The sequence below is a fragment of the Rhizorhabdus wittichii genome (assembly GCF_017607425.1).
GTDB lineage: Bacteria > Pseudomonadota > Alphaproteobacteria > Sphingomonadales > Sphingomonadaceae > Rhizorhabdus > Rhizorhabdus wittichii.
In genome coordinates, this window is sequence record NZ_CP059319.1 from 3,616,739 (window position 1) to 3,632,654 (window position 15,916).

14 protein-coding genes are annotated in these 15,916 nt (G+C 66.8%); 3 read left to right on the forward strand and 11 right to left on the reverse strand.

The window, feature by feature from the left end; translation table 11 throughout:
- Positions 1 to 156 precede the first annotated feature (156 nt).
- Positions 157 to 330, forward strand: coding sequence for a helix-turn-helix domain-containing protein (locus tag HRJ34_RS17305; protein ID WP_226948833.1), 174 nt, complete (start codon positions 157 to 159; stop codon positions 328 to 330).
- Here the strand turns inward: HRJ34_RS17305 and HRJ34_RS17310 are convergent.
- From HRJ34_RS17310 to HRJ34_RS17350, 9 genes are all read right to left on the reverse strand, one after another.
- Complete coding sequence (locus HRJ34_RS17310; protein ID WP_208631947.1) at positions 327 to 551, reverse strand: hypothetical protein; 225 nt, start codon at positions 549 to 551, stop codon at positions 327 to 329. The genes HRJ34_RS17305 and HRJ34_RS17310 overlap by 4 nt on opposite strands.
- Before the next feature lie 283 nt (positions 552 to 834).
- Positions 835 to 2,439 carry a long-chain fatty acid--CoA ligase gene (locus HRJ34_RS17315; RefSeq protein WP_226948834.1) on the reverse strand — a complete coding sequence of 535 codons (1,605 nt, stop codon included), beginning with the start codon at positions 2,437 to 2,439 and terminating at the stop codon, positions 835 to 837.
- Positions 2,440 to 2,477: 38 nt separating this feature from the next.
- Positions 2,478 to 2,873, reverse strand: coding sequence for a hypothetical protein (locus tag HRJ34_RS17320; RefSeq protein WP_047169178.1), 396 nt, complete (start codon positions 2,871 to 2,873; stop codon positions 2,478 to 2,480).
- A 13-nt stretch (positions 2,874 to 2,886) separates the two neighbouring features.
- Entirely contained in the window at positions 2,887 to 3,843 is a 957-nt protein-coding gene (locus tag HRJ34_RS17325) for a fumarylacetoacetate hydrolase family protein (RefSeq protein ID WP_208631948.1), read from the reverse strand.
- Positions 3,844 to 3,862: 19 nt separating this feature from the next.
- The gene (locus HRJ34_RS17330; protein ID WP_208631949.1) at positions 3,863 to 4,576 is read right to left on the reverse strand and encodes a dienelactone hydrolase family protein; all 714 of its coding nucleotides are present in this window, start codon (positions 4,574 to 4,576) and stop codon (positions 3,863 to 3,865) included.
- Positions 4,577 to 4,622: 46 nt separating this feature from the next.
- Positions 4,623 to 6,119, reverse strand: coding sequence for a flavin-containing monooxygenase (locus HRJ34_RS17335; RefSeq protein WP_208631950.1), 1,497 nt, complete (start codon positions 6,117 to 6,119; stop codon positions 4,623 to 4,625).
- A gap of 2 nt (positions 6,120 to 6,121) precedes the next feature.
- Positions 6,122 to 6,562, reverse strand: coding sequence for a c-type cytochrome (locus HRJ34_RS17340; protein WP_053000340.1), 441 nt, complete (start codon positions 6,560 to 6,562; stop codon positions 6,122 to 6,124).
- The gene (locus HRJ34_RS17345; RefSeq protein ID WP_208631951.1) at positions 6,559 to 8,667 is read right to left on the reverse strand and encodes a carboxypeptidase-like regulatory domain-containing protein; all 2,109 of its coding nucleotides are present in this window, start codon (positions 8,665 to 8,667) and stop codon (positions 6,559 to 6,561) included. The genes HRJ34_RS17340 and HRJ34_RS17345 overlap by 4 nt, the downstream gene beginning before the upstream one ends.
- A 44-nt stretch (positions 8,668 to 8,711) precedes the next feature.
- A complete protein-coding gene (locus tag HRJ34_RS17350) occupies positions 8,712 to 10,970 on the reverse strand; it encodes a TonB-dependent receptor (protein ID WP_226948835.1) in 2,259 nt (752 codons plus the stop codon).
- A gap of 194 nt (positions 10,971 to 11,164) precedes the next feature.
- Between HRJ34_RS17350 and HRJ34_RS17355 the strand changes: the two genes are divergently transcribed.
- Positions 11,165 to 11,587, forward strand: coding sequence for a nuclear transport factor 2 family protein (locus HRJ34_RS17355; protein ID WP_208631953.1), 423 nt, complete (start codon positions 11,165 to 11,167; stop codon positions 11,585 to 11,587).
- A 39-nt stretch (positions 11,588 to 11,626) separates the two neighbouring features.
- Complete coding sequence (locus HRJ34_RS17360) at positions 11,627 to 12,448, forward strand: IclR family transcriptional regulator (protein ID WP_208631954.1); 822 nt, start codon at positions 11,627 to 11,629, stop codon at positions 12,446 to 12,448.
- Between the two features lie 52 nt (positions 12,449 to 12,500).
- Here HRJ34_RS17360 and HRJ34_RS17365 read toward each other — a convergent pair whose 3' ends face one another.
- Both HRJ34_RS17365 and HRJ34_RS17370 read right to left on the reverse strand, forming a co-directional pair.
- Positions 12,501 to 13,454 (reverse strand): alpha/beta hydrolase, encoded by a 954-nt coding sequence (locus HRJ34_RS17365; RefSeq protein ID WP_226948836.1) that lies wholly within the window; start codon positions 13,452 to 13,454, stop codon positions 12,501 to 12,503.
- Between the two features lie 204 nt (positions 13,455 to 13,658).
- Positions 13,659 to 15,914, reverse strand: coding sequence for a TonB-dependent receptor (locus HRJ34_RS17370; RefSeq protein ID WP_226948837.1), 2,256 nt, complete (start codon positions 15,912 to 15,914; stop codon positions 13,659 to 13,661).
- Positions 15,915 to 15,916 lie beyond the last annotated feature (2 nt).

Here is a 15,916-nt window from a genome sequence, read left to right on the forward strand (position 1 = left end):
AGCGACGACGGGCATGCCCTATCGCCGATGAGTGACATGACCAATGCTCGGAAGGGTGTGCCAGTCAACCGATTTGTCACTGATCGTCTGTAGATCGATCGTCGACGCGAGTGTCTTTGTCCGGGCGTGGATATATGCAAGCGCCTGGGACAGAATGTGCGCCGCCTTCGCGAGGCGAAGGGCTGGAGCCAGGAAGCCTATGCCGACGAAGCCGGCATCCACCGTACCTATGTCAGCGATATCGAACGCGGGGCGCGAAACCCGACGGTAAAGATTGTCGAGAAATTGGCGGTACCGTTCGATGTACCCGCCGGTCGGCTTCTCGACTAGTCCTGCCCCTCGTCTTCGAGCTTCCCTATCGCCATGACCGCCTCGGCAAGGATGTGGATCTCACTACTTAGCACGGCCACACGCGTCGCTCGTGCAATTTGAGCTGATGGCGGTCGTTGTGCGCCCTGCCCATCGACCGCCTCGGTAGCCGCATCTTCGAGCTTCATCGTCATGAGCGCAAACAGGCGTCGCAGTAGTTCGCTATCGTCTTCCGTTTCCATGGGCACACCAAGGACCAGAAGCCGACAGCAGTCCATATGCAGCTTCTCTGTTGCGGCAGATTTCAAGTCAGATTTAGAGCGGTTTCCGCTCAGGGTAAGCTGACTAACTAGCTCCAGGTGACGGCTCTCCCGAAGCCTTCTTATTTTGACGATCAGGGCGCGAGACCATCTGGGCGCTGCTAGAGATGTTTAAAACGTAACTAATTTCGATCTGGTGCGGGTGGCCTGATGTGAAGCTGCCCGACGCCCCCAACGGGGCGCCATCTTCCACGCAATTGCAGGGTCAATCCGACAAACAATTCGCATAGCGCTCGCGCAGCTCCCTCTTTGAAATTTTGCCGGTCGCCGTGAGGGGAACCGTGTCGAATATGATCCTGTCGGGCATCCACCATTTGACAACGGCTCCGGCCAGGTGTCCGCGGATCGCTTCTTCGGTAACGCTATCCCGGGCATGGAGCTCCACGATCATTACCGGCCGCTCCTCCCATTTGGGGTGAAACGCTCCGATGACAGCGGCAATCTTAACGCCGGGACAGGCCATCGCGGCATTTTCCAGGTCGATCGAGCTGACCCACTCGCCGCCGGACTTGATCACGTCCTTGCTGCGATCGGTGATCCGCATGAAGCCGTCGGCATCGATCGTCGCGACATCGCCGGTGTCGAACCAGCCGTCGGCGTCGACGGCGCTCGCCTCGCTCCGGAAATAGCGCTCCACCGTCCAGGGGCCGCGGACGTGCAGCGCGCCGGCGCCGCGGCCATCGTGCGGAAGCTCGCGCTCCTCCTCGTCGACGATGCGCAGTTCGATGCCGAACTGGAGCCGCCCCTGCCTGGTCCAGATGATCTCGTCGCGGGCGTCGGCGCCATGGGCTTCGATCGCCGGCGTGGCGGAGGCGATCACGCCCACCGGGCTGGTCTCGGTCATGCCCCAGAGCTGACGCACCTCGACACCATGGCTCCGGAAGGTCGTCGCCATCGCCCGGGGCACGGCCGAACCGCCGATCACGATCCGTCGGAGCGATCCGACACCCTGCCCCGATCGCCGCAGATGTTCGAGGTACATAGTCCAGATCGTCGGCACGCCGCCCGAGAAGGTCACGCCTTCGGCCTGGATCAGCGCCTGCAGGCTGGCGCCGTCCATCCGGTCGCACGGCAGGACGATCTTGCAGCCGTTGATCGCGGCGGCGAAGGGCAGGCCCCATGCGGTGGCGTGGTACATCGACTGGCACGGCATCACACAATCGAAGGCCGAGAAGCCCAGCGCGCCCGACAGGCCGGCGGCATAGGCATGGAGCACGATCGAGCGATGGCTGTAGAGCACGCCCTTGGGATCGCCCGTCGTTCCCGACGTGTAGCACAGGAAGGCGCCGGACCGCTCGGTCAGCCACGGCCAGTCGACGACGTCCGGCTGGTCGCGCAGCAACGCCTCATAGCTCCGCGCGCCGACGGCGTCGGCGGTGCCATCGCCGAGCAGGATGACCGTCTCGATCTTGCCCAGGCGCGGCAGGAGCCGCACCGCGAGATCGACGAAACTCTCGTCGATCAGCAGGACGCGGCTGCCGGCATGGTCGATCGTATAGGCGACATGGTCGTCGCTCAGCCGGGGGTTGGCCGTGTGCAGCACCGCGCCGATGCCGGGCACGGCGTAGAACAGCTCGAGGTGGCGATGCGTGTTCCAGGCCAGCGAGCTCACCACGTCGCCGGGGACGATGCCGAGCGATCGCAGCATGTTCGCGGCCTGGGCCGCCCGCCGGGCGAGCCCGCGATTGTCGTAGCGGAAGATCGATCCATCCACCTGGCGCGAGACGATCTCGCGCCCGGGATGGGCGGTCGCGGCGTAGCGGAGCAACGCGCTGACCTGCAACGGATGATCCTGCATGAGTCCGGTCATCGGACTGTCGATGATGTGCATCGGTTCCCTTTCGCCGGTCACCCGGTCCTTCCAAAGCAGCGCGGAATGGCATCACGCAGCAAATCCTTCTCGCGCAGGCCCGAGGCGCGGGCCGGCCCGTTCAGGTGGGACAGCCAGCCGCACAGGAAGCCGTCCTCGGCATCCCCGATGCGAGCCGATATGTGGGCGACCGCCCCCGCCGCCAGCCCGTGCCGTTCGAGCTCGGCGAGCGAGACGATGCCGGCCAGGTCCTTGCCCACGCCCGCATCGTTGAAGAAGACCCCGCGCAGCGGATAGCGCAGCGCATAGTCGACGACGCTGGCCCCTCCATGCGATCCCGAGACGACGACGGCATCCCGATCGCACGCGCGCACCTCGGTGATCGAACTGAGGAGGACGATATGGACACCGTGGAGGTCGATCTCCTGGCGCATGGCCTTAGCGCCTTCACGTCCGCCGTTCGGCTTGGCGAACAGTCGTCGTCAGCGTGCCGATCTCCTCGACGTGCAGCTCCACCACGTCGCCGGGCGAAAGGCGGCGTTGCAGCTCGAAGCCGCAGCCGGACAACACCGTGCCCGACGCGATGATTTCGCCGGCATGAAGGCGCCGATCGCGGCTGAGCATCACGATGGCATCCTCGAAGCTGTGGTGCATCGACGCCGTGCTGCCGTGCGACCATTGCTCGCCGTTAACCGAGGCGGTCATGGTGAGGGCATAGGGATCGGGAATAGCATCCGCGGTGACGATGCAGGGGCCGATCGGATTGCTGTTGTCGAAATCCTTGCCCGCGCCAGGCCCGATCTGTCCGGCCATCACCGCAAGCTGGACATCCCGCGCGGACAGGTCGTTGAAGATCGTATAGCCGAAGATATGTTCGCGGGCCTGCGCGAGCGATATGTTCCGGCCGCCCTTTCCTACGATGCAGGCCCATTCCAGCTCGAAATCCATCCAGTCGGTCTCGCCCGGCCAGACGGCCTCCTGGCCGGTGCCACACACGGCAGTCGTGTCGCAATTATAATAGATGATCCGTTCGCTTACGATCGGTGCCAGGTGATAGCTGCCGTCGACCCCGAGCCCGGCCGCGCCCGCCTTCTGCCGCATCATCATCTCGCCGACCGCCTGGAGATGCTCCAGGAAAAGCTGGCAGTCCCGCATTTTGACGGGACGCGGCAGCGGCGCCAGCAGCGTCGCGTCGCGCAGGTCGACCACGGCGCCCACGGGAGCGGCCTCGACGATCGCGCGGGCATGGCGCAAGGCCGGCTCCCCGGCCTCGATCAGCGCCTGCATCGATCCGAAATAATCGGGCGCCTCGCCGGCCGCGCCTGCGAGATCGACGATGCGATCGCCATCGAGCAGCGCACCGATGCGTTCGACCCCGCCCCGTTCATAAGTCACCAGCCGCATGCCTTCCCTCCCTGCCGGATCAGTTTCCGAAGGCTTCGTGGAGGTGCGTGGCCATCGCCCGCCAGGATCGCTCGTCGGTGCGACCATGGTAGAAGGCACCCGCCATCCCGAGGGCGTCGATCGCGGGGTTGGTGAAGCTGTGCGCCGCCCCTGTGTAGGCGATCGTCTGGCAGTCGGCTCCGCAGGCCGCCATCTCGTCGAGGAAGGCCATCAATTCGGCCTGCCCAACGAACGGGTCCTCGGCGCCGTGACAGACCAGCAGCGAGGCCTCGATCGTCGCCCGGGCCGGACGGACGGTCGCCAGATTGCCGTGGAAGCTGACCCCGGCCCGACAGCCGGGGTAATTGGCACGCGCGAGTTCGAGGACCACGGCGCCGCCGAAGCAGAAGCCGATCGCCGCCAGCCGGCCGTCGCAGCATGGATGGCGCGCCAGTGCGTCGAGCGCCGCGCCAGCGCGGCGGACGATACGGTCCGGCTCGGCAAGCCATGACTGCACCAGCGGCACGCCTTCGTCGATCGACCGGACCGATCGGCCCTCGCCGTAGAGATCGGCGGCAAGGGCGATGTAGCCGAACTCGGCTGCCAGGCGCTCGGCGCGCCCGATCGTCTGCTCCCCCACCCCGCTAAGGTCGGCGAAGACCGCGATCGCGGGGCGCCTGTCTTGTCCCTGCGGCAGCGCGATCCTGCCTCGGCACGCTACGTCCCCATCACGATAGTCGAACAATTCGGTCATTACGGTCTCCGTCCTCGCCGACCTGCCGGTCGCCGATGCAATCGCCTCAGAAAAACAGTTGGAAATCGGCCTGTCGGGGCCCTTCATCCATCATTTCGACATAGGCATCGGGGCTGCGGGTCCAGAATTGGAAGTTGTTGTTCTCGTCCAGGAACCAGCTCCTGCAGCCGGAAAGCCAGACGGTGCCCTGTGCAGCGGCGGCATTGTCCGCCTTGAACCGCTGCTCCGCCTCCGGCCGCGGTGCCAGTGCTCGCGCGCCGCTGTCCTCGAGCATCTTAAGCAGGCGGATGATGTATCCGGTCTGCAGCTCGGCACCGGTCACGTAGGACTGATTGCCGAGCGCCGAGAAGGGACCGCCGATCGCGAAGAGGTTGGGAAAACCCGCGAAGGAAACCGTTGCGAAGGACGAGACGCCTCCGGCCCAGGCATCGTCGAGGGTGATCCCGTCGATGCCGACCGGATTGATCGAGCGGAAATATTCCTTGGTCTTGAACCCCGTCGCCAGGATGATGGCATCGGCGGCATGCTCCGCGCCGTCGGCGGTGCGGACGGCTTGGGGTTCGATCCGCTCGATCGGGCTGGTGACGACGTTGCAATGGGGCCGCTGGACAGCCTCATAGAAACCCTCGGTCATGACGAGCCGCTTGCACATCATCGTGTAGTCGGGGGTCAGCTTCGCCCGCAGACCGGCATCCTCGACCTGCGCCAGATTGTTGCTGCACTCCTCGAAGTAGCGCCGCGTAATCTCGGGATCGCCGGCCGAGAGCGCCCCCAGATCGCGCTGGCTCTCGGCGATGATACGGTCATATATCGCGTAGAGCTGCCCGGCGTCGCCGCGCAGCAGGCGCTTCTGCTCGTCCGAATGCCGCTCCCGCGTGATGGGATAGACCCATTGCGCGGTCCGCTGGAATATCGTCAGGCCGCCGACCTGGTCCACGATCGCCGGGATGATCTGGGCGGCGGTCGAGCCCGAACCGACCAGCGCGACCCTTTTGCCGCGCAGGTCCGCATCGTGCCGCCATTTGGCGCTGTGCAGCACGTCGCCTTCAAACCGCTCGATTCCGGGCAGGCGGACCTCGTTGGCGACGTGCAGGAAGCCGGTGCAGGCGATCACCGCGTCGACCACGGTGCTGTCGCCGTCGGCCATCTCCAGATGCCAGCCGTCATCGCGATAGCGCGCCGAGACCACTTCCTTGCCGAACTTGATCCGCCAGTTGAGATCCAGTTGCCGGCAGGTGTTCTCCAGATATTGCCGGATCTCCTCCCCCGGCGCGAAGGACTGGCTCCACTCGGGATTCAGCGCGAAGGTGAAGGAATAGGCATAGGATGGAATGTCGCAGGCGACGCCTGGATAGACATTCTCCCGCCACGTCCCGCCGACCGACGACGCCTTCTCATAGATGGTGAAGTCGGAGATGCCGGCCTGCTCCAGCGCATAGGCCATGGCGATCCCGCCGATGCCGGCGCCGATGATCGCGATCCGGCGATCGCCCTTCAGCTTCGCGGACCGCCCGCGCTCGATGACCTCGCGTACCGTCGCCATGGTCAGCGCTCCTGCTCACGGGTCTTGAGATAGGCGATGATGTTGGATCGCACGCCCGCGTCGGCCACGCCGGTGAAGGTCATCTTGTTGCCCGGCAGGAAGCTGCGCGGCGCTGCCAGGAACCGATCAAGCGACGTATCATCCCAGCGGATCTTCGCCAGCCGCAGAACCTCGGAATAGTCATAGGCGGGGTCTGCCGATGCCGCTGCACGGCCATAGATGCCGTCCAGCCTGGGACCGATCTTGGGCGGGGACGATGCGGAAATGCCGTGGCACGACGTGCAGCGGGCGAACTGCGCCTGCCCCAGCTTCGCGTCGCCGGAGGCACAGGCAGGGCCCGCCGCGGCGAGAAGAATACAGGCAATGATCTTCGGGACGTGACGTGAAAGGTCCATGTCGAAACCGATCCTCGAGGCGGGAGTGTAGGCGGAAAAGCTCGTCATCTCGCGAGCGGGCTGGGCCTGATCTGGAACTTGACGAGGCCGGGGTTGCCGCTGTCGGCGTCTTCGCCGTGCCAGACCGTGATGCTGTTGTAGCTTGCCCAGAGGCCGCCGCCTTTCCAGCCGGCGCCGGGCCGATCGCGCCGCGCGCTGATCTCGCGGGCATAGAAGCCGCGCGGATAGGGAACGCGCATCACGACCGGCGCCGGCGCTTTCCTGGAAAGCGCCACGAGCGAGTCCGAATTGCCGCCGCTGACGATCACGCTGTCGCGGCCGAGCCCACTGACGTCGGCATGGTCGACGACGAGGCCATAGTTGAAGTCCGCCGTCTCCTCGCTACCGGAAAGGCGGGGGCCGGGAAGCCGGCGGAAGCTCCAGGCTCCGGCACATTGCTGCCCGGTCGCGCGGGGCCCCGAGCGCGTCCGGCATTTTGATCGGTCGAACTGCGCTACGCCGCCACTGATCAGCGCGACCCACACGCGCCCCTGGCTGTCGAAATCGACATTCATCGGCGAATAGCCGGCAAAGCTGCCGTCCGGCTTGCGCGGCGGCTCATAATATTCGCTGCGGCAGCTATAGGGCGGCCGGTCCCCGGGAACGAGCCGGACGATACCGCCCGGGAAGTCGCGAGTCGCTGTGAACCAGATGCTGCCGTCGGTCGGATGCGGACGCGCGCGGAAGACGAAATGTCCCGCGATCCGCGTGTCGCGCTTCGGATCGGACGCCTCGCCGAGCAGGGTCCACTGCCCCGGATCGAGATCGGTCACAGGACGACGACGCCCCGCGGTCGGCAGCACGACCGGGCACCAGCCCGTCGCCCGGCTGGCATCGCCGGTGCGATCCCATATGTCCGGATCGATCCAGCTGATCACCGTGTCGCTGGTGAAGAACAGCACCTTGCGCGTGTCCGGCGCCGCCTTGGCCCGCTGGTCGAGGCACATCGGCACCGAGGTAAAGCGGTTCCGGGCGGGATCGTACATCCGCAGATATTCGACGCGCGGCGCGACGATGAAATTTTTCCCGGCCGGGTCGATCCATTCCGTCCCACATTCCGCCTTGGGCGGCGGCGTGTCGGCCACATGCTCCTTGAGGAATTGCGGCCCATAGCTGGGGAACCAGACCCGCCCGCGGCGATCGAGCGTCACCAGCATCGGGTGCCGCCGGCCGTCGGGAATATCGAGCAGCCGCGCTTCGCTGGTGTTCGGATCGACCATGGTCAGCCGGCCGATATGCGGCTCGACCCCGAACACGGGTCCTCCGGCATTGAGATCGGGGTGGCGTGGATCGGTTGCGATCAGATCATGGTTGAAGGTCGGACCGCCCCAGTCCCAGATCGAGATGACGACGTTGCGCTCGATCCCGGCCGGTCGCCGCGGCAGATCGGCGGGCAACGCCCCCTTGCCGATCCGCGCGGTCCAGTCGGCGTACATGCGCGGCCCCGCCGGCCCGAGCGATGCCATCGTGACCTGCATCGCATTGGCGTAGCCCTGCGCGAGGTCGCCCATCGCGGGATCATCCTTGTCGCGCGCCTGTCGGATGCGCTGATGCCAGCCTTCGAGGCTGTTGTCGGCGGGATCGCGCATCACCTCGTTGCCGATCTGATGGCAGACCAGGCAGAATTTGGCCGTCGCGATGAAGCTCTGCCGGCGTCCCGCCTCGCCTCCGAATGCCGACGCGAGCGGTGGTTTCAGCATCGCGTACCAGTAATTCGCGGGATAGGCCTTCGCGGCATCCGCCGCGTCGGCGGCAGCGTGGGCCCGCAGCGTCACGCGTGCGCCGGGCGATGCGGGCTGTCGGTCGGTATCCGCCAGCCCATAGCCCCGGGCCCAGACGCGATACCGCGCCTTCGGCAGCTCCGGCAGCACGAACCGGCCCTGATCGTCGGTCACCACGATCTTTATGAAGCGGGTCGGCAGATCGCGTGTCTCCGCGATCACCCATATCCCCGCTTCCGGCCCCTTGGGCCCTGCCACGGCACCCACGATCGCATCCGGTGCGGTCGCGGGAAGCATGGCCGGCGGCGGAGCGGCACCGGTCGTCAGCACGAACGATGCCGACGCCACTGCAAGCGCACCGGCCATCGCGGCCACCGAGACGAATCTTTTCATCGAAAGACCTCTGGCGCCGGGCCCGTGGGCCCGGCGTTGGCTGATCAATATTGGAAGCTGAAGCTGACGCCGTAGCGCGCCGGCATGCCCGCATAGCGGACCACCACGTCACTGATGCTGTTGGCGGAGTTCCAGTAATATTTGTTGGTCACGTTCTCGCCGAACAGCATCGCCTTCCAGCGGCCGTCGGCACTCTCGATGCCGGCGTTGAGATCGACCAGCGTATAGGCGCGGATGGCCACCACCGGCACGCCGCCGAGCTGGGCATTGGTGCCGCTGTGATAGGTCAGGTGTCCGCCGACGAAGGCCGACAGGCGGTCGCCGACCGGCCATGCGTAGCGCGCGTCCGCCACCGCTTGCCATTTCGGCGTATATGGCAGGCGAGAGCCGTCGAAATTGCGCTGGAGCCCGAACACGTCGAGACCGATGAAGTCGTCGACCCGCGTGTGCAGATAGGTGCCCGAGAAGTCGAGGTCGAGCCCGCGCACCGGGCGCACATGCACCTGGCCCTCGGCCCCTTCGATCTTCGACTTCGGCACGTTGACCAGCGCCTGCACCGTTCGCAGGACCGGATCGGGGATGATCCCGCGCACCTGCTTGTCGGTATAGTCCATGCGGAAGACCGCGCCGTTCCACTGGATCTTCCGATCCCAGAGCGGCACCTTGAAGCCCGCCTCATAGGCGACGACCTTCTCCTGCGACACCGGGGTGAACTGGGTCAGCGTCGCGGCCGTGGTCGTGGGGAAGCCGCCGGCTTTGTAGCCCTGGCTGACATTGGCGTAGAGCAGCAGGCCGCCCTCCCCCTTCCAGCTCAGGCCCGCGCGCCAGGAGATATTGTCCTGGTTGAAATCGGTCACGAGCCGCGCCGGATCGAGATTGGCGTCGAGGCTGGTGCATTCGCCGGGCGCGATCGGGATGATGGGCGACCGCCCCCCTTTCAGCGCGGTTTGCAGGGCCACGAACGCCGCCGCGAACCGGCCATCGCCGACATCGCCGCTGCAGCCGTCGAAGCTCCGGTCCGCCTTGGTGTAGCGGGCGCCGCCCTGGATGCTGAGGCCGGGCAGTATCTCATATTCGGCGTTGCCGAACAGCGCGTAGGTCTTGGCGATCTGGACGTTGTTCGCCTGGGCGCCGTTGTACCGGACGCCCGCGATCCTCCCGCCGGTCGAATCCCCGAGGAAGGAGGTCAACCGCTCCGAGATGCGGTCGCGCTCGTAATTGCCGCCGAACACCCAGGTGAGCGCGTCGGTCTTTCCCGACAGGCGGAGCTCCTGGAAGAAGGACTTGATGCCGCCGACGTCGAGGCTGTCGATGATGTTGAGCGTCGAGCCGTCCTGGTCGATCGGCGCATAGCGCGAATAGTCGGCGTAGCTGGTGATCGAGGTGAGCGATATGTCGGACGACAGGTCGTAGCCCAGCCGCAGCGAGGTCTGCCAGAGCGAGTTGTCGTTCCTGAGGCTGCGCCCGGCATTCCAGTCCGCCGCGCGATCGTTCGCGGGCGCGAGCGGATAGAGGAAGGTCCCGGGGACGTCGGGAATGTTGGCCGGCGTCTTGGGGATCAGCGCGACGAGTTGCGGCGCCTGGTTGTCCGACCGGTCGCGCCAGCCGTTGACGTTCAGCTGCGCCGTGAAGGCCGCGGACGGCGTCCACTCGACGATCGCGCGGCCGACGAGGAGGTCCTTGGCGCCCAAGCTGTCGCGCCGGGTATAGCTGCGCTGCCAGTCCCCGCCCTGATCGGTGCGGGCGGCGACGCGGACCCGGAGCGTGTCGCTGATCGGCCCGGTGACATGGCCCTCCAGCTCCACCTCGCCGAAGCGGCGGTAGCTCGCCCGCATGCCCGCGCCGAAGTCGGCCGTGGGCCTGGCCGCGACATAGTTGATCGCGCCGCCGGTCGAATTGCGTCCGAACAGGATGCCCTGCGGACCCTTGAGGACCTCGACGCGCTCGAGGTCGAGCCCGGCGCCGATCGTCATCGCCGAATAGGGGAGGCTGACCTCGTCGACATAGACCGACACGGCCGGATCGGCCGCGAGCGAGGATTCGAAATAGCCGACGCCACGCAGGATATAGACCGGCGTCTGATAGCCGCTGACGGTGTAGCTGAAGCCCGGCACGCTCTTTTCCAGATCGCCCGGCTTGACGATGCCCTTGTCGGCCAGCTCCTTGCCGCTCAGCGCGCTGATCGACATCGGGACCTCGTTGACACGCTGCTCGCGCTTCTGCGCTGTCACGACGATCTCCGCCGCGTCGCCCACGCCGTCCTCGGCCGCATGGGCGGCCGCCGGACAGATGAGCGCGGCCATCAACGCCAAGCCCGATATGCCGATGTGATCTTGCCTGCTTCGCATAACCCCCTCCATCAAAAGTTCCGTCTATCTGATATTTTTATGGATATAACGGCATTAATCTGATCATATCGCGGGATGATCGCGATATAAGTTCCATATAATGGGATATTATCTCGGTCAATGGAATTTTATGCGCGAAAGGGCGAAGAATGGACGTCGGCACCGAAACCGAGCGGGAAATCGGCAACCTCATCCATCGCTTCTACTGGCTGGTCGACCATGGCCGCGCCGCGGAAACGGCCGAGATGTTCAGCGAAGACGCCCTGCTGACCTATGGCGCCGGCGCGCCGACCCCCGGCGATCTGCGGGGCGAGGCGGTTCGCCTCGCGATGCGCCGGCGGCAGGAGATGACGGGTCTCGTCACGCGCCACGTCGTCTCCAATCTCATGCTCACGCGGCGTGGCGAGGACCGGGTCGACTCGGCGCTGCTGCTGACGGTCTTCCGCTCGGAGGAGCCGTCGCGCAATCCCGTTCCGCATACCGTCGCGGACGTGGAGGAGAGCTTCGTCCGCGATGCTGGACGCTGGCGCATCGAACGAAGGACGATTAGTCCCGTCTTCGTGCGCGACTGACCCGAGCTGTAACCGATTCCCCCGAGAGCATTGGATAGAATGGCAACCAAATCGTCCGGCGCCGGCCAAGGCATAGAGCGCGTAGCCGCGATCCTGCGGGCCGTGGCCGCCCATAATTCCACCGGCGCGAGGCTCGTCGACGTCGAGATCGCGACCGGCCTCAGCAAGTCGACGGTCCATCGGCTGCTCAGCAGCCTCGCGGCCCAGGGGCTGGTCGAGCAGGGCGACGAAGGCAGCGCCTTCTTCCTGAGCTTCGACCTTCTCCAGCTCGGCGCCGCGGCCGCCAATCGCTATGGCGTCGTCGACGTGGCGCGGCCGCATCTCGAGCGGCTGGCGGAACGGGTCGGCGATACCGTCATCCTGTCGATCGCGGCCGGCACCGACTGCGTGGTGATCGACAGGGCGGAAGGCGACTTCCCGGTCCAGATCAATACGCCATGGCTGGGCGAGCGCCGGCCGCTGGGCATCGGCGCGGGAAGCCTGGCGATCCTGGCCGCCATGGTCGACGCGGCGGTCGACGAGACGTTGCGCGCCAACCGCGAAGGCTATGCCCGCTTCCCCAATATCGACCAGGCGACGGTCCGAAGCCTGATCCCCGCCGCCAGGGAAAACGGATATGTGTTCAACGACGGCGTCTTCATCCCCGGCATGTGCACGCTCGGCTGCGCCGCGGTCGCATCCAACGGAAAGCCGCTCGCGGCGCTCAGCATAACCGCGATCCGCGAGCGGATGGAGGAGCCCCGCCGCGCCCAGCTCATCCGCTGGCTCCGGGAAGAAGCCGGGGCGCTCGCGGAGCATCTGCAACCCCTCTACGCCGCCAAGCTGCGCAGATCCTCGAAGGTCGCCGGCATCAAGCTGTGAAGCCCGCCGCACGGAGCGGGTGGACGGCCGGCCGTTCGGACCGGCCGGCCCGTCATCGCGGCGGGATGCAGACGCCAGCGAAGAAGCCCGCCAGCTCGCGGGCATAGAATTCGGGCTGCTCGGCATGGATGAGGTGCCCCACGCCGTCGGCGACGACATGCCGCACCCGGGCATGGGCACCGATCACCGCGACATTGTCGTCATGCTCGCGCTGGCTGAGCACCCCGACGAGGTCCTGGTCGGAGTTCCAATATAGGGTCGGCGCGCGAACCGCGGCCATCGCCGCGCGGTGGGGGAAGCCGTCGTTCAGCTCTGCCGTCACCGCGAAATGCGGCACCAGCGGGTCCATCGTCGCGGACATGGCCGGGGCGGCCGCCAGGACGCCGGCCGGCAACATGTCGCGGTTGCGGAGCGGCTCGCCGGCCAGCCACCGCGCATAGGCGCCGTCGAGGCGCGCCTGCTCCGCGGCGTCCGCCGGCAGGACGCCCCGCCGCGTCAGGATCGAGAGCTGCTTGCCCAGCGCGCGCACCCGCTGGAGATAGGGGACGTCCTGTCGCGGCATCACCGCCCGCTCGTCGGCGAAGTGGCGGCCCAGCATCGCCGGATCGCGCCCCGAGGCCTGGAAGGCGCGCAGCCGCGCCTCCTGCGCCTCGAACAGCGGCTTCACCCAATGGCCTTCCCAATAGCCGCGCTCGGACATCAGGAAGGGATTGTCCTCGGCATTGAGCCCCGCCGTCAGCTCGGGATGGCGCGAGGCCAGCCACAAGGCGACGAGACCGCCGAGCGAATGGCCCGAGACGATGACCTTGCGGCCGCGCAGCGGCCCCGCGATGAACGCGACCAGGTCCGCGCCATAGTCGACGACGCGATAGCGCCCGTCGGCCGCCCAGTCCGACTCCCCCTGCCCGCGCTGGTCGAGCAGGACGACGTGGAAATGGTCGGAGAGGAGCGCCGCCGCGGGGTGATAGCTTTGCCGGGGAACACCCATGCCGGGCAGGAACAGCAAGGTCTGCCCATTGGCCGGCCCCTCGGTATAGCGCAGCGTCCCGTTGGGCGAGACGAACCGCTTCTCCGCGAAGCCCGGCGGCGGGGTGGCGGGCCCCCGCCCGCCGGGCGGGAAGCGCCCCGAGCCCCTGCGCGCGGGCGGCCGGCCGCGCTCAGCAGCAGCGCCGCCGCCCCGTTCATCAGGGTGCGGCGATCCACCAGCGCATCAGAAGTCATAGGAGAACCTCGCACCGAACTGGCGCGGCGCCCCCGGCTTGCCCCAGCTCAGGAAGCCGGGCGCCGAGGTGGCCGGCTGGTTCTGGAAACGGTTGGCCAGATAATATTTGTCGCCGATGTTCTTCACGAAGGCGACGACCGACCAGGGCCCCCTGGACAGGGCAAGCTGGGCGTCGAACAGGTCGTAGGAGTCGATCGTGATGAAGGGGATCGAGGCATTGCCCTGCCCCACATATTTGCTGCCGATGTGCCGCCAGCTGACATTGGGGACGAGCATCAGGTCGTTGCCCAGCTCGAAGGCATATTCGACGCTCGCCGAGGCCAGCCATTTCGGCACTTCGGGGAAGGCCTGCCCCGCCCTGTCATAGGCCGGTGCCGTGGCGGTCGCGGGCGAGGCGACATAGTCGTCGAAGCGCGTGTCGGTGTAGGAAAGGTTGCCGGTGATGCGGAGCGGACGGACGGGCCGGATGACCGTCTCGACCTCGATGCCCTGCGAATGGCCTCGGCCGACGTTGAGGGTGGACGGAATATAGACGCCCGTCCCCGGGGCCAATTCTATCCGGGTCGCGAGCTGCTGGTCCTTCAGCTTGGTGTAGAACAGCGCCATGTTCAGCCGGACGGCGCGATCGAGCAGGTCCGCCTTCAGGCCCAGCTCGTAGTTGAGCGACGTCTCGTTATCGAGCGCCGCGTTCTGGAGCGGCGTGTTCGGCACCTCCTTGGTGAAGCCGCCGCCCTTGAAGCCGGTCGCGGCCGACGCATAGACGAGGATGCCGGGCTGCAGCTTGTAGGACAGCGACGCCGAGGGCGAGAAGCCGTCGAACGCCTTGCGCCGCGGCGTGGCGTTCGCGACGTTGACCACCACCGCGCCGATCTGGACGGCGACGTTGAGGTTGGGGTCCTGCCTGACCTTCTCGTAGGAATAGCGCGCGCCGAGCGAGAGTTCGAGCTGTTCGGTGACGTCGTAGTTCACCTCGCCGAAGATCGCGAGGCCGTCGCGCCGGATCGTCGCCTCGTCGCTGACATAGCCGAAGCCGTTGCCGCTGCCGGCGATCGGCCCGGCGGTCGTCCCGCTGAAGAATTGCGAGAGACGATCCTGACTGAGCCGCTCCTTGAAGCCATAGGCCCCGGCGATCCACGACAGCGGCCCCTGCGTGTCGGAGACGAGGCGCAGCTCCTGCGAAAGGATGCGCTGCTTGGTGAGCGCGCCGTTGACCGAGGAGGCGGTGGCGATGGCGTCGTTGTCATATATGTCGCGGGAACGCACGCGCCGATAGCCGGTGATCGAGGTCAGCACCGCCGGGCCGATGTCGCGCATGATCTGCAGCGCCGCGCCGTAATTCTCGGAGGAGACGCGGTTCTCGTCATTGCCGTAGGTGGTGTAGCGCCGGCCCGCCAGGGGATTGCTCACCAGCGTCGTGCCGCGCGCCGCGGCGGGCGCCTGCGGATCGACCACGGTGATCGCCTGGCCGGCCACCGCGTCGCCGAACGCGTCGAACCGCCCCTTCGACTTCATATAGTCGCCCGAGAGAAGCACCTCGAAGCCGCCGAGGTCGACCGCGCGCAGCATCAGGCGGCCGCCGTGCCGATCCCGGTTGTCCTGGTGCTCGTTGCGCGTGACGTTGCGCATATATCCGTTGGTCGTCGACGCGAAGCCGCTGATGCTGGCATAGAGATTCTCCGCGAGCGGCCCCGAGACCGAGGCGCTCCCCCGCCAGCTGCCGAACTCCGCGACCTCGGTGGAAACGCGCCCGCGCAACTCCGCCGACGGCTTGCGCGTGACGATGCTGACCGCGCCGCCTTCCGTGTTCCGGCCGAACAGCGCGCCCTGCGGGCCCCGAAGAATCTCGACCCGTTCGAGGTCGAGGAAATCGGCCGTCCATCCCAGGCTCGGCATATAGACGCCGTCGACGAACACGCCGACCGAGGGCTCGACGACCGGCGAGCTGCCGACGCCTCGGATGGTGAGATAGAATTGCTCGTCATTCTGGCGCTGCCCGGTCTGGCTGAAATACAGCCCGGGCGTCGAGGCGAACAATTCGCGGGTCTGCGTCACCCCGGCCTTCTCCAGGGCGACGCCCGATATCGCCGAGACCGCGACCGGCACGTCCTGAAGGGCCTCGGCGCGCTGGCGCGCGGTGACGACGATCTCGTCGGCGGCGCGACCGGCATCGCCGTCCTGCGCCGACGCGGGAGCCGTGAAGGCGGTGCTCGCCAACGCCCAGAGCAGTATCTTTCCTTTGGTCATCA

Bases quoted from the DNA above. Each gene is read 5' to 3' on its own strand.
- HRJ34_RS17330 (WP_208631949.1), bottom strand. From the start codon at position 4,576: ATGACCGAATTGTTCGACTATCGTGATGGGGACGTAGCGTGCCGAGGC.
- HRJ34_RS17360 (WP_208631954.1), top strand. From the start codon at position 11,627: ATGGCAACCAAATCGTCCGGCGCCGGCCAAGGCATAGAGCGCGTAGCC.
- HRJ34_RS17335 (WP_208631950.1), bottom strand. From the start codon at position 6,119: ATGGCGACGGTACGCGAGGTCATCGAGCGCGGGCGGTCCGCGAAGCTG.
- HRJ34_RS17350 (WP_226948835.1), bottom strand. From the start codon at position 10,970: ATGGCCGCGCTCATCTGTCCGGCGGCCGCCCATGCGGCCGAGGACGGC.
- HRJ34_RS17315 (WP_226948834.1), bottom strand. From the start codon at position 2,439: ATGACCGGACTCATGCAGGATCATCCGTTGCAGGTCAGCGCGTTGCTC.
- HRJ34_RS17370 (WP_226948837.1), bottom strand. From the start codon at position 15,914: ATGACCAAAGGAAAGATACTGCTCTGGGCGTTGGCGAGCACCGCCTTC.
- HRJ34_RS17340 (WP_053000340.1), bottom strand. From the start codon at position 6,562: ATGACGAGCTTTTCCGCCTACACTCCCGCCTCGAGGATCGGTTTCGAC.
- HRJ34_RS17355 (WP_208631953.1), top strand. From the start codon at position 11,165: ATGGACGTCGGCACCGAAACCGAGCGGGAAATCGGCAACCTCATCCAT.
- HRJ34_RS17320 (WP_047169178.1), bottom strand. From the start codon at position 2,873: ATGCGCCAGGAGATCGACCTCCACGGTGTCCATATCGTCCTCCTCAGT.
- HRJ34_RS17345 (WP_208631951.1), bottom strand. From the start codon at position 8,667: ATGAAAAGATTCGTCTCGGTGGCCGCGATGGCCGGTGCGCTTGCAGTG.
- HRJ34_RS17325 (WP_208631948.1), bottom strand. From the start codon at position 3,843: ATGCGGCTGGTGACTTATGAACGGGGCGGGGTCGAACGCATCGGTGCG.
- HRJ34_RS17310 (WP_208631947.1), bottom strand. From the start codon at position 551: ATGGAAACGGAAGACGATAGCGAACTACTGCGACGCCTGTTTGCGCTC.